Source organism: Portibacter lacus, assembly GCF_021533215.1.
GTDB classification, from domain to species: Bacteria; Bacteroidota; Bacteroidia; order Chitinophagales; family Saprospiraceae; genus Portibacter; species Portibacter lacus.
In genome coordinates, this window is sequence record NZ_JAJNKA010000014.1 from 68,358 (window position 1) to 82,572 (window position 14,215).

At 37.2% G+C, this 14,215-nt stretch carries 12 protein-coding genes; 6 read left to right on the top strand and 6 right to left on the bottom strand.

The features are described from left to right. Nucleotides 1–114 precede the first annotated feature (114 nt). Nucleotides 115–2,505: a DUF5060 domain-containing protein gene (locus L2586_RS19980; protein ID WP_235294723.1), complete on the top strand. Its 2,391-nt coding sequence runs from the start codon at nt 115–117 to the stop codon at nt 2,503–2,505. 9 nt (nt 2,506–2,514) lie between these two features. On the opposite strand, the gene L2586_RS19985 is transcribed toward L2586_RS19980, so the two are convergent. The 6 genes from L2586_RS19985 to L2586_RS20010 all read right to left on the bottom strand — a co-directional run bounded on the left by L2586_RS19985 (nt 2,515) and on the right by L2586_RS20010 (nt 10,372). After that, nucleotides 2,515–3,204, bottom strand: coding sequence for an endonuclease/exonuclease/phosphatase family protein (locus tag L2586_RS19985; protein WP_235294724.1), 690 nt, complete (start codon nt 3,202–3,204; stop codon nt 2,515–2,517). Nucleotides 3,205–3,327: 123 nt separating this feature from the next. Then, on the bottom strand, nt 3,328–4,122 hold the full coding sequence (gene ku, locus L2586_RS19990) for a non-homologous end joining protein Ku (protein WP_235294725.1): 795 nt from the start codon (nt 4,120–4,122) through the stop codon (nt 3,328–3,330). Next, nucleotides 4,119–6,359, bottom strand: coding sequence for a non-homologous end-joining DNA ligase (gene ligD, locus L2586_RS19995; protein ID WP_235294726.1), 2,241 nt, complete (start codon nt 6,357–6,359; stop codon nt 4,119–4,121). The genes ku and ligD overlap by 4 nt, the downstream gene beginning before the upstream one ends. Nucleotide 6,360: 1 nt before the next feature. Beyond that, a complete protein-coding gene (locus tag L2586_RS20000; protein WP_235294727.1) occupies nt 6,361–7,473 on the bottom strand; it encodes an NTP transferase domain-containing protein in 1,113 nt (370 codons plus the stop codon). Further along, complete coding sequence (gene moaC / locus L2586_RS20005) at nt 7,457–7,945, bottom strand: cyclic pyranopterin monophosphate synthase MoaC (RefSeq protein ID WP_235294728.1); 489 nt, start codon at nt 7,943–7,945, stop codon at nt 7,457–7,459. The genes L2586_RS20000 and moaC overlap by 17 nt, the downstream gene beginning before the upstream one ends. A 1,248-nt stretch (nt 7,946–9,193) precedes the next feature. Further along, nucleotides 9,194–10,372 (bottom strand): glycoside hydrolase family 18 protein, encoded by a 1,179-nt coding sequence (locus L2586_RS20010; RefSeq protein ID WP_235294729.1) that lies wholly within the window; start codon nt 10,370–10,372, stop codon nt 9,194–9,196. 117 nt (nt 10,373–10,489) lie between these two features. Between L2586_RS20010 and L2586_RS20015 the strand changes: the two genes are divergently transcribed. The 5 genes from L2586_RS20015 to L2586_RS20035 all read left to right on the top strand — a co-directional run bounded on the left by L2586_RS20015 (nt 10,490) and on the right by L2586_RS20035 (nt 14,212). Then, nucleotides 10,490–11,404: a S1/P1 nuclease gene (locus L2586_RS20015; RefSeq protein ID WP_235294730.1), complete on the top strand. Its 915-nt coding sequence runs from the start codon at nt 10,490–10,492 to the stop codon at nt 11,402–11,404. Between the two features lie 42 nt (nt 11,405–11,446). Then, nucleotides 11,447–11,812: a cupin domain-containing protein gene (locus L2586_RS20020; RefSeq protein ID WP_235294731.1), complete on the top strand. Its 366-nt coding sequence runs from the start codon at nt 11,447–11,449 to the stop codon at nt 11,810–11,812. Between the two features lie 22 nt (nt 11,813–11,834). Beyond that, on the top strand, nt 11,835–12,323 hold the full coding sequence (locus L2586_RS20025) for a DUF4442 domain-containing protein (protein ID WP_235294732.1): 489 nt from the start codon (nt 11,835–11,837) through the stop codon (nt 12,321–12,323). A gap of 122 nt (nt 12,324–12,445) precedes the next feature. After that, nucleotides 12,446–12,958 (top strand): DUF1761 domain-containing protein, encoded by a 513-nt coding sequence (locus L2586_RS20030; protein ID WP_235294733.1) that lies wholly within the window; start codon nt 12,446–12,448, stop codon nt 12,956–12,958. Between the two features lie 390 nt (nt 12,959–13,348). Continuing rightward, nucleotides 13,349–14,212, top strand: coding sequence for a TraB/GumN family protein (locus L2586_RS20035; RefSeq protein ID WP_235294734.1), 864 nt, complete (start codon nt 13,349–13,351; stop codon nt 14,210–14,212). Nucleotides 14,213–14,215: the final 3 nt, after the last annotated feature.

Consider the following 14,215-nt stretch of genomic DNA (forward strand, 5'->3'; position numbering starts at 1 on the left):
TCACCTTGTGATGGCTTTTTTTTTTGTCTATATGGAATACCCTTTGACTTCGTCTTGCAATAATTCGGATAATTGATTTTTTTCATACATCTTTAGTACGATTAAATTGCAATCATGAAATTTCTACTATTCTTCGCTCTACTTACCAGTTCCTTTTTTGCAACTGCCCAAAACATAACCGCTCTATCCTTAGTGAATGCTTCTAATAATGAAGTCATTTTCGATATGAATGATGACATGACCATCAATCTAACTGAAACTGGATCTCAATTAAATATTATCGCTACGATTGATGGTGAAGTTGGTAGTGTTCGATTTAGTTACGACTCAGATGATAATTATCAAACTGAAAATATAGCTCCATATGCTCTAGCAGGAGACAGCAATGGCAATTATAATGCATGGACGCCAGCTCTTGGAGACCACAACATTGTGGCAAGAGCTTATGCTGGATCAGGGGCAAGTGGAAATTTATTAGATTCTATCAATCTTAATTTTACGGTTGTTTCTAATGAATCAGATCCAATATTCCCTACTCATACTGGGAGTGGTGCAATTACTAAAAACGGAGAACCAAAGAAATGGCATAAACAAACCCTATCGATAGATGGACCTGCTTATTCGGAAAATTCAGCTGATGCTAACCCTTTCCTTGATTTCAGATTAAATGTAACTTTCTCTAATGGAGAAACCTCTTACACAGTTCCAGGTTATTTTGCAGCTGATGGACGAGCTGGCGAAAGCAGTTCAGATTCTGGAAGTGTTTGGCGTGTGCACTTCACTCCAGATCTAGAAGGATTGTGGACTTATGAGTGTAATTTCGAATTTGGTAACAACATTGCAGTGTCCAATGAAACAGGACTTCCTGTAGATCCAATAGATGGATTAAGTGGCAATTTTAATATCGAACCGAATGATAAAACAGGAAGAGATCATCGCGCTCAAGGACGACTAAATGTTGTCGGAGAGCGATACCTCCAATTCCAGGAATCTGGTCAGTATTTCTTAAAGGGTGGTTCAGATGCCCCTGAAAACTTATTAGCTTATGAGGATTTCGACAACACGCCTAATCATGGTAATCGCAGAAAATCCTATTCGCCTCATGAAGTAGATTACCATGCAGGTGATCCCTCATGGCAAGATGGGAAAGGCACAGAGCTGATAGGCGCGATCAATTATCTTTATTCTAAAGGAGTTAATGCTATATCCTTTCTAACAATGAATATTCAAGGAGATGATCAGAACGTATTTCCTTATGTGGAGGATACTGATTTCACAAGATTCGATTGCTCTAAACTAGATCAATGGGAAGTAATATTTACGCATGCTGATTCTTTAGGTTTTTATCTACACTTTAAAACACAAGAAACAGAAAATGACCAGCTCTTAGATGGCGGAGAATTAGGAATACAGAGAAAGCTCTACTATCGAGAATTGATTGCAAGATTTGGTCATCATTTAGCCTTAAACTGGAACATGGGCGAAGAAAATACTCAGACAGACAATCAACGAAAAGATATGGCAGCTTACTTCGCGGAGAATGATCCATATGGTCATCATGTTGTCATCCACACTTATCCTAACCAAACCGATAAAGTATACAATGAACTGCTAGGTGACCAGTCTTTATATTCAGGAATTTCTATTCAGACTAATTGGTCCAATGTTTATTCCGAAACGTCAAAATGGGTTAAGGCTTCGAACGAATCCGGCAAAATATGGGTCGTTGCGAATGATGAACAAGGTGGAGCAAACTTAGGCGTTCCTCCAGATCCTGGATATCCTGGATACGAAGGTAGCAACCCAGACTTTAACGATATTCGCAAAGAAGTTCTCTGGGGAAATTTAATGGCTGGAGGGGCTGGTGTAGAATACTATTTCGGATACCAACAACCTGAATCAGACCTGAGCTTACAAGATTTCAGAAGTAGAGATAAAAGTTGGGAATTCGTAAACCACGCATTGACCTTTTTTAATAGTATTGAATTTTGGGAAATGCAGCCTAATAATGACTTAGTTTCTGATGGCTGGTGTATGGCGAATCCTGGAGAACAATATCTAATCTACTTAAAGAATGGTGGTCAAACAAATATTGAATTTACTGATGATTCCATCTATAACACCTATTGGTTTAATCCAAGAACTGGCGTCTTAAGTGAAGCAAGAGAAATTGCCGGACCAGGTATTCAAGAAATTGGTCCTCCGCCAACTGATCCAGAACAGGACTGGGCGATACTTGTCGAAAAAGTAAGGACTTCTTCAGTTGTAAAGCTAGAAAACATTGACCTAAAAATATTCCCAAACCCTTCTCATGGAATCTATCGCATCACTGGAGACTTGGAAAAATATCAACTTGCATTATCTGATGGAGTTGGCAAAAAAATCAAACAAGTTCAAGGTCAGACATTGGACATTCGAAACTTACCCGATGGCATGTACATCCTAGCTGTAAAGGAATTGAAAACTGGAAAAAAAACCTCTGTGAAGTTATTGAAAAAATATTAAAACAGCTCGCTATCCTAATTCTAGAAACATTGCAGCATGATCACTTAGACCCGTTAATCGTGAGTCGTGGTCATAATAACAATTGGTAACAATGGGAATTAAATCTTTACTCCCGTAGAAATGGTCATATCGATAACCATTCCCTTGATGGCTTATCCACGAGTATTCTTCTATCTTACCATTTTTCAACCGGAATAGATCTGTAACTTCATTTTCCTCTAGCTCTAGAAGCTTCTCTTCGTACCAAAAACTATTTCCTTTCTGATCAAGTCCATTAATGCCAGAATTAAGGTCTCCGGCAATTATGGTCGGTCTATCCTTTGATAAATTATCGATCATAAAATCAAATAATACATGCTTCTTTTTATGAGGAAGATAGCAGCCGTATAAGTCAAATGCCTTAAAGGATGCTTTGATAATATTTCCTGAATAAATGGGGTCTATATCCGCATAAATCTCACTACTAAATGGAATTTTAGAAGCAACTAAGACACTATTATCTTCAGTTTTAGAGGCGGAAACAGCCTGGTAGCGATATCCATTTAACAATAATGAATTTCTCAGATTCAGTCCATTCAGATTGTTTCTAAATTCACTGAGCACAATTATTTTCGCACCTGTACTATTCAGATAGCTCTTTATAGCTTTCAACCTTGAGCCCCCACCCTGTCTTATATTCCATGATAAAATTCGTAACAAAATGTAAGGTTTTTTAGTATTCAATGAGTGTATAAAGTTGAAAAATAATCATATTTTCCTTTTCATGCATTCTGATCATGACATCAAGGTATCATAGTATTCAGTGTCATAAAATCTTTTATTTTACCCTGCCTGCTTCTGACTTCCCTTAGCTTTTTCTATGCTCGCTTTCAATGCATCCATGATATCTACCACTTCTCCCGCTTCTTCTTCATCGCTCACATGCACGACTTCTTTTCCGTCAATTTTTTCTTGGACCAGTTCCATCACCGCATCTCTATATCGATCCGTAAAATCAACCTCCTCAAATTTCTTGGTAAACGCCGTAACCAAGTTAATCGCGAGATCTAACTGAGCTTTTTCTATTTTTTCATTCTCAATGCCAGGAACATCATTGATCGACCTAATTTCATATGGATATCTCAATTTATACATGATAATCGCCTCGCCTTCCGCAACTAAAAGGACGACATCTTCTCGATCTCTTAATATAATCCTACCTACTCCAGCCTTCCCTGTCTTCTTTAATGTTTCATTGAACAGGTTAAATGTTTTCTGAGCAACTTCTCCATTAGGCGCCACATAATACACCGCTTCGAAACGCGAAGGATGCACCTCATCCACATCTACGAAAGCTTCTATATCAATAGCTCTCGTACTTTTTAACTTTAGGCTATTCAAGTCTTCCGGTTCAATAACCACGTATTGATCAGGCTCGTATTCAAATCCCTTTACAATATCTTTCTTGGATAAAATACTTTCACAAGACTTGCAAGTTTTCTGATAACTAACTCGACCTAAATCACCCCTGTGAAGTTGATTAAACTTAATATTTTTGTTGGTTTCAACTGCATTAAAAATTTGAATAGGTATGGTTACCAATGAAAAACGAATATGCCCTTTCCAGACTGATCTCATAATTTGTCGTTTATTATTTTTATAAATACAGGTTCCCTTAATGTGCCACTTTTGGTTAAAGATGCAAAATTGACTTCGCATTTTATGATTGGCTCCACCCATTTTGTCTTAGATGGTTCCGATATTTCAGCTTCTATAAATTGTTTGGTCTCAGGTAATTTCTCTAAAAGGCTATAAATTTCTTTTAATGAGTCTTGGTTAAAACCACTACCCACTTTCCCGATATAAGTAAATTCTCCATCTTCTTGGCTTGCTAAATGCAATGCTCCAAAATAAGGATTACGATCCCCCGATCCTTCTGTATAACCAATAATATAAGCCACGATTTCTGAGCGATATTTTACTTTCTGCCACACTGAATTTCTGTCGCCACTATGATATAAGCCATTGATGTCCTTCGCCAGCACGCCCTCGATCCCAAGATCTTTTCCTGCTGCAAATAAAGCCTTCCCATCTTCGAAGAAACCACTAATCCTGCAAACCTCATTCTTCTTAAGGATCACTTCTAACCAATCCTTTCTTTTACTTAATGGTTCGCTTTCTAGCCGTTTTCCATCGAGATAAATTAAATCAAAAGCATAGAAAACCGCGTCTTGATTTCCAGGTACACTTGAATGTAACCGACTGATAACGCTAGGAAAATCAGAAACTCCTTTCTCATTCAATATCACAATTTCACCGTCTAAGACCCCACTCTGGGCATCTATTTCCAGGCTATCTACGATTTCAGGAAACTTGGAAGTTAGATTCGATCCACTACGACTAATGATTTTTACTTGACCTTCATCGACAAAAATTAAGGCTCTAATGCCATCCCATTTCACTTCATATTGATATTCTTCACCAAAGCCATCCATAGACAGGGCAGCACTTGCTAGCATAGGTTTGTAATCCGGAATTGCTAGCGATTCACTTAATAATTTCACTAACCATTGTTGCGCACCTGTATTGATCAATTTATATTCACCCTTGAAAAATTGACCTTCTAACTTGATCTGAATCTTCTTTTCTTCTAGTTCAATAATACTATACTTCCCTCTATCCATGATCCACATCTCCCCTCCTCCATATTCATTCTTCGGAATCTTCCCTTCGAAATCCAAATACTTAATGGGATGATCCTCTGTTCTGATAGCCATTCTTGTTTCCAGCTTCGTTACGGGTAATGCTTTCGGTATCGCCCATGACCAAAGCACACCATCATATTCTAAACGCAAATCGTAATGCAAGTTACTTGCATCATGTAATTGCAACACAAATTGATCATTTCTTCCGTAAATAACTTCAGGAAGCGGTTCGTCAGTTTTTACAAAATCTCGCTTCTTTTCGTAAGAAGAAAGTGTAGTTGTAGTGGCTACTGTTGTGTTTCTTTGATCAGATAATTCTACAGCCTGCTCATGAAATCCTTCCCAGGCATCGTGATTTATGTTTAAATCCTTTAATTTGAAATGTTGTGAATCCTTTATTTCATCAAGTAAACTCCATTCGAAGGGCATCGAAATGGGCGCATTTGGTTTTGCCCTAAGGCTATAAGGCGCGACACAAGAATTCGAACGATGATTCCTATAAATATCAAGTAACACCTTCCCGAGTCGCTTCTCTTTGCTCATCTTCAGGGTACAAGTCTTAGGATTTTCCGAGACAAATTTCTGTGCTAAAGTCTTAATAGATTCATAAAATAATCCATGCTCATAAAGAGGTTTTATAGGAACATAAAGATGTAGTCCTTTACTTCCACTTGTTTTTATAAACACTTGGTATCCATTACTTTCTAAAAAGATCTTCAATTTTAAAGCAATAGATTTCAAATCAACAAAACTAAAACTAGGAGATGGGTCAAGGTCGAAAATAAAATGGTCTGGAAATTCGTATTCGGGACCGCGAATTTGCATGGGATGAATTTCAAGTGCTGCCAGATTCCCTAACCATACCAAGTCCGCAATTCGATGCGCAACCACATATTGATTATCGTCTTCTTCCAATTTAATATCTTGAATCCACTTCGGCGCCCAATCAGGTTTGTCCTTGGAATAAAATTTCTTGCCCTCTATTCCATCCGGAAATCGAATTAAGGTTAGCGGCCGATTACCAATATATTTCAGCATAATAGGTGCTACTTGCTGGTAATATTGAATAATTTCTGCCTTGATATAACCTGCCTCAGGAAATATTAATTTTTCAAGATTGGTGAGCTTGATTTTTCGTCCGTCTATTTCGGTAAAAATGGGCTCACTCATTTCAGTTTCCTTCTATCTTTAAAGATACCTTTTCAAGTTCTTCTGGAGTATTCACATTGGTCATAAAATCTTGGTTTTCTATCTCAATGAGCTCTACCTCAGAATTGATTAACACTTTTCGAGGACAGGAATATCCTTGTGTTAAGAACCCCAGCATTCTTTGATACATTTTCGGTTCCCAAATGCTAATTAGTGGTTCTGGAAACTGAGTGTGATTATTCAGAAATGCCGTCGCATATAGATGAGGGTTTCTTTTCGATGTCAATGTTTTAATGTGTGATTGTTCGAGCAGCGGTAAATCACAAGGAAGGACTATCCAGGCTGCATTCGGATCGGTCATAAAAGCTGACGCAATAGCACCAAAGGGTCCCAAATCTAAGAACTTATCATGAATCTGATTTTTGTCAGCATATTGCTCCGATTGTTCCGGTCGGCAACTCATATAGGTTTCGAACCCCATTCCTGAAAGCATACCATATAAGTAGCTTGCTTGGCCCACTCCATGATAGTTTATCTTTCCTTTATCTCTGCCCATTCTTACGCTCTTCCCACCTGCTAAGACTAATGCCTTAAGTCGTGGAACTTCAAAGTCATTTTTTATAAACTCCCAAATTTGCTGATGATCATGGATTGAAAAAACAGGTATAGCATCGATATCGTTGAGGTGATCTTTTAAAAAATCGTAAGGCTTAGCAACTCTTTCGGTTGTGAGAATAGCTCGAACATTGGTTAATCTGTCAAGCTTTTTGCTTAAGGATTCTTCCTTCTTCGAATCTAAGATGACAATTTGTTTCTGAGCCGTGAAATGATTTCCATTGACAAAGCAAAAATCGTAGTGACTAAAGTTGATATAGTTCCCTGGTTTGTTCCATGATTTCGGTTGAGAAAAGGACTGAGCCTGACCCATTTTGGTTGTGATCGCAAGTTTTTCTGGCGTTGCTTCTTTATGGTGCGTTTCGTCAATGTAAAGAATCTGGTTTTCAGCAAGTTCAGCAATTCGCTCTACCAGTGATTTAATCTCTCCGCAAGGCGCTCCGATGAATGCCCATTCATTTCTCCCAAAGGATCCGAAACTTGGTTTGACTAGGTTCGCGTGTTTACTTTTCTTCTGCATTGTAATCCTTTTTTCCTCCAGATTTATGTATGAGTTTCACTTCTTTGATTTTGATTTCATGTGACATGGCCTTACACATATCGTAGATCGTAAGTGCCGCCACTGTAGCGCCTGTTAATGCTTCCATTTCAACACCTGTTTTCCCTGATGTTTTTACCAAGCAATCAACTTGCGCTTCCGTATCACTAATTATTTTAATATCCACATCTGCCTTATTTAATGCTAGTGGGTGACACAGTGGAATCAAGTCAGAAGTTCGCTTCGTTGCCATAATTCCAGCTAGTGAAGCCACCTGAAAAACGGGACCTTTTTTGGTCTGAAAACCGTTATCTGTAATTTCCCTTACGATTTCATTTCCTAGTTCCACGATAGCTCGCGCGATCGCAATCCGATCAGTTACTTTCTTATCTCCTACATCCACCATGCTTGGTTCTCCATCCTTGGAAATATGACTAAATCCGTGTTCGCTCATTATTACTCCTTTTAATTTTTAAAATTGATAAAAATATACGGATTCTTATCAATGAACCTAATATTTGTGAATTTTTGGGTCCTTTTTCACTAAAACTTCATAGTATCACCTCTAGTGAGCCTATGAATGTTTTTTTGATCTGCGTAATCATCGAAATCTGCGGGAAACTTTTTCCACTGTCACCTTTCAAATTTAAAATCAGCACTGCAATCCTGGCCTACGCCAAAGCCAGTGTTCGGCTTACAGATTTAATTCTTTAACTATCCATGATCATTGATAAAAACTTCATAGTATCACCTCAAGTGAGCCTATGAATGTTTTTTTGATCTGCGTAATCACCGAAATCTGCGGGAAACTTTTTCCACTCTCACCTTTCAACTTTAAAATCAGTTCTACAATCCTAGCCTACGCCAAAGCCAGCGCTCGGTTTACAGATCTAATTCTTTAAACTAACTATCCATGATTATTGATAAAAACTTCATAGTATCACCTCATGTGAACCTATGAATGTTTTTTTAATCTGCGTAATCACCGAAATCTGCGGAAACTTTTTCACTCTCAACTTTCAGATTTAAAATCAGTTCTGCAATCCTAGCCTACGCCAAAGCCAGCGCTCGGCTAACAGATCTAATTCTTTAACTATCCATGATCATTGATAAAAACCTCATAGTATCACCTCAAGTGAGCCTATGAATGTTTTTTTTGATCTGCGTAATCACCGAAATCTGCGGGAAACTTTTCCCCTATCTCCTTTCAACTTTAAAATCAGCTCTGCAATCATGGCCTACGCCATAGCCAGTACTCGGCTTACAGATCTAATTCTTTAATTATCCATGATCATTGATAAAAACTTCATAGTATCACCTCAAGTGAGCCTATGAATGTTTTTTTGATCTGCGTAATCACCGAAATCTGCGGAAAACTTTTCCACTCTCTCCTTTAAAATCAGCTCTGCAATCCCAGCCTACGCCAAAGCCAGTGCTCGGCTTACAGATCTAATTCTTTAAACTAACTATCCCTGATCATTGATAAAAACTTCATAGTATCACCTCAAGTGAGCTTATGAATGTTTTTTTAATCTGCGTAATCACCGAAATCTGCGGAAAACTTTTCCCTACTTCCTTTCAAATTTAAATTCAGCTCTGAAATCCCAGCCTACACCAAAGCCAGTGCTCGGCTTACAGATCTAATTCTTTAAACTCTCCACTTTAAACTCTCTTCTATTCTCTATCCACTTTCATCTATCCACTACCTAACGCTTTCCTCATAGATCGCATCCAATAATCCATTTTCTTCTTTTGTATCATTTCCTAATTGCCAAAACATAATTCCTCCCAATTTTTCTTCAATGGCATACCTTGTCTTTAATGTAACGGATTCTGGATCGTCATAAGTTATAAATATACTATCCTTAACACTATATAAGTAAGGAGCCATGGCAATTGAATCCCAATGCCTAGTAAAATTCTTATCTTTTTCAAACTCAGATCTGATCTGACTATAAGCACTCCAACCTATATATTCCCCTCTATTTTTTTGATATAATCCATTCATCGCAGGATCTACACCCTTCCATGCTCTACCATAAAATGCAGCTCCGATTACCAATTGCTCAGGTTTCACACCCTGTGCCAAGCAAAACTCAATAATCTTTTTAACAGATCGAGGTTCCCATGTCCTACCTCTTTTTGCCATTTCCTCCTTTCTTGACTGCATATGTTCATAAAGTGGATAACCTTCCATGCTTACCTCTGTAATATATCCAAGTGGAGTGTGATGACCTGTGTAAGGAGAAGTTGAAACAATCTGATCATAAGTCATGACATTCATGTAGTCAACATACTTCATTACCTCTTCAGTTTCTATGTAATTATAATAATCCTTCCACCCAGCAGAAGCAAATGTTAGCACTTGAGGTCGATCTAATTCGTCTAAAGCTTCCCGAAGTTGCTTCATTAATGAAGTGAAATTCTGCTTATCTTCCGGGCTTGCTCCGATGCCTGCGGATGAACTCGTAGGATACTCCCAATCCATATCCATCCCGTCCAATTTGTATTCCTCAATAAATGCTATTGCACTTTCAACAAATTTATTTCTGCCTTCCGGAGTCCATGCCATTTCAGAGAATCCACCAGCACCCCAGCCTCCACATGCAATCATAACCTTTAGATCTTTGTTTCGCTTCTTCTGATCCACAAGTTGCTTTAACTTTTCACCGGCTTTCCTTGGATTGCTTAATTGCATTTTACCATCGATCACTTTACTAAAACTATAAATGATGTGCGTCAACTTTTCAACTGGAATTTGTTCTGGTTTATAATCTCGTTCAGGCACATAATAAGCCATAATTACAGGATCTTCACTTAGCTGAACACTAGAATTCGCCAATGAAAAAAGAATTGAAAAGAGTAAAAGAATTAATTTCATCATTAATTTATTTGGTGCGTTTAACTAACCGTGAAGTATTTTAAAAATAACGTTACATTCTATGCGAATACTACATTATTGATTCGCTATTATTAAATTTACAAAAAACTTAGTCGAATGAAAAAGATACTTGTCTTGACCTTGCTTATTAGTTTTTCTACTCAGCTAAAAGCGTGGTGGGATCCTGGACACTTAGTCGTTGCAATGATTGCCTATATGCAGCTTGATGATACAGCAAAAAAGGAAGTGAACCGCTTAACTAAAATTGCTCAGCGTGATTATCCATATACTAACCATTTTATTACATTAGGCGCTTGGCCTGATGACTTAAAAGCGGAAGGTGTTCGTTCTTTCGATACCTGGCACTATACTAACATTCCATACAATCCCGACCGTGTGGCTTTACCTGATCATCAAGAAGTTGATGTCATCTGGGCTATAAACCAAATGAATCAAGTTTTGCGAACTGAGAAATCAAGGGATATTGACAAAGCTAGACACTTGGGTTTCTTAGTTCACTTTGTAGGCGATATTCACCAACCACTTCACTGCACCAGCCACTTCTCTGACGAAAATCCGTCCGGAGATGCTGGAGGAAACGAGTTTAATCTTCAAGGTAAATATCGTAATCTCCACTCGATGTGGGATGATGGCTGTGGATTCCTGAGTCATATGAACGATATCAGCCCTTACGGCAAACCGAAAGAAGCATTGAAAGATGAAGGGATAAATCGATATCAAGAATTAGCCAAACAACTTCTGAGTGACTTTGATCAAGATATTTCTGTTTGCTTAGATGAAACAGATCCTGATTTCTGGGCATTGGAAAGCCATAAATTGGCTGTTAAATATGGTTACAAAGGTAAAATGGGAGTCGATGACCGAGGTCGTAATCAATATATTAAACCAGGAAATACACCATCCGATTTATACATTGAAAATGGAAAAAAGATTGTTCAACAGCAACTTGTAGTAGCAGGACTTAGACTCGGCAAAATGCTGAATGACATTTATGGAGAAACTGGGAAATAAAGATTTAAAACAACTACAATTGCTAAATTTAAATAAACATCCATGTCAGATCAAAAATTTACTATTCAGAGAAATCCCTTTGTTGTTCCTACTAATGATGGGAAATCAATAAAAGAACATCATGGTCTTGCTTCTACCCATAATGAAGCAATAAGTATTGCACACATGGTTGCACCACCAAAATGGAGTGAACCCTACCAGACACCAGAATTTGATGAATTCACTTTTATCATCAATGGAAAGAAGCAGTTCATTATTGATGACGAAATCATTGTTTTGGAAAAGGGAGAATCAATACATATCCAGAAAGGAGCAAGAGTTCAGTATTCTAATCCATTTGATACGGCTTGTGAATATTTAGCAATTTGCCTACCAGCTTTTTCCATGGAAATGGTGAATAGAGAGTAATTATTAAAACTTAGTTTAGCTTATGGAGTATAATAATCGATTGAATAGGTCTTTAGAGAAGGTAAACAAGTTGCCAAAATTTCTTCAAAATTGGGCGAGAAATAAGGCAATAGGCAGAGCTGTTCCTATGATTGGTACTGCAGGTATTGTGTTCGATAAAATATCATGCTCTGAACTCGTTGCGCACATTCCGAATCACAAGAAAATCCAAAACCATATCCATCAAGTGCATGCAGCGGCAACGGTATTACTTGCCGAAACCACTACAGGCATACTGCTCGGAATGAATATCCCGGATGATAAGTTGCCATTAATGAAAAAGCTATCAGTAAAATATATTAAGCGCAGCATAGGAAATCAGACTGCCACAGCAACATTGACAGAAGAAGCTATTCAACAAATTAGGGCATCAGAAAGTGGTGATCTCATCATACCTGTTAAGTTAGTAGACGAATCTGGTGAAGATGTGGTGGTTGCAGAAATGAATTGGGCATGGATCAGTAAAAAATAAATACTTAAGTCTCTATCTCTCAGTATAAAAACTATGTTTATTTATACTAACAACCCAATTTTATATGTAACTTTCAGAAAGAGATACCAACTCTCCAATTATTCTAAACAAAACTAACTATTATGCCTACGAACTGGTACATGTTTTTCGTTACTGGATTGATTCCTTTATTGATCGGCTTCCTTTACTATAATCCTAAAACCTTCGGGACCATATGGATGAAGACGAATGGATTCACAGAAGAATCTATGAAAGGTGCAAATATGGGGCTCATTTTCGGACTTACTTATCTATTTTCCGTAGTCCTTTCTTTCTTTTTCACTTCTGTCGTTATTCATCAGGGCGGTGTTTTTTCAATGTTAATGCCAGATGTCATGGTCTCCGGAAGCAGTGATCAGCAAGTATATAATGAACTCATGGTGGATTATGGAGATCGCTTCAGAACTTTTGGCCACGGTGTCATACATGGTATTATGGCTTCTGTATTCTTTGTTCTTCCCATTATTGCAATCATTTCATTGTTTGAAAGAAGGGGCTGGAAATATATTATGATCCATTTTGGGTTTTGGTTGATATGCTTAATGCTTATTGGTGGTGTTCTATGTCAGACGATTAATTATGGTGCATTGAGCTAAAATAACTAACCGTTAAATTTTATTTATTCAAGGGATCATTAGTATGTAATGGATTATTTCACATTGATATTTGTCAATTTAATTGCTATTAATTGACTTAAGATGCTGTAAATTAAATCAGCTCCTCTATCTTGAATATACCCAAAATTAAATCCCCCGTATTTTAAGCATTTAGCAAACTTTTGAATTTCAATTCACACAACTCCTGGACCTCTAAATTCTATAATCACCACCATACTCACATTTTATTACGAATATAAAACATTGACATACTGCAACTTAAACACTTTCTATAAAAATAAATTAAAGTGTTTGTAACAAATCTCACATCTGAGCTACTAACTAGATGAATCGATTCGAAAAAATTTTACAAACACAAAAAAATAGAAAATGAAAAATATATTCAAAATTATATTCCTTTTTGCAGTCCTTATTGGAGTTACAAAATTAAGTGCACAAGATGAAAAAATAGAAAATTCTACGCTTTGGAAAATTGAAGGGAATGGATTAACAGAAGCATCTTATTTATTAGGGACGATTCACGTTATGTGTGAAAGTGATTTTGTGATGAAAGACAAAGTTGTAAATGCTTTAAAAGAAACTAGCAACCTTGTTTTAGAGATTGATTTTTCAGACCCTGAAGAAATACAAGCTCTGCAAAAAACATTAATGGGAGATCAACCACTCTCTGAAATTTATTCTGAGGACCAAATAGAAAAACTTGACCAACTACTAAAAAAGACAATGAATGCAGGCATAGAATCATTTGATCAGTTCAGTATCATGGCTGTTTATTCCATGATTCTTCAAAAATCTATTTCATGTCCATCAGTTAAAATGTGGGAATTTGAACTTATTGCATTGGCCAATACACATGAAAAGGAAATAAAAGGACTAGAAAAAATAGAAAGGCAAGCAGAATTTTTCAACAATGCTTTCCCGCCAGATGAAATGTTAGAACAACTATTAATAATGGATGAATATTCTGATGTATTTGATCTAATGGTGAGTACATACAACTCAGAAAAAATAACTGAACTTGGCACAGTGATATCTGATCCTCGCTTCATGAATAAGAATGCTGAATACTGGATGTTAGAATACAGAAATAAAAATTGGTTAGAAAAAATGCCTGAAATGATGAAAGAAGAAAGTAATCTTTTCGCAGTAGGAAGTGCTCACCTCATTGGAGAGTTTGGATTGATTCCAAATTTAAGAGCTTTAGGTTATAACGTAACACCAGTTTTCAACTAGAGC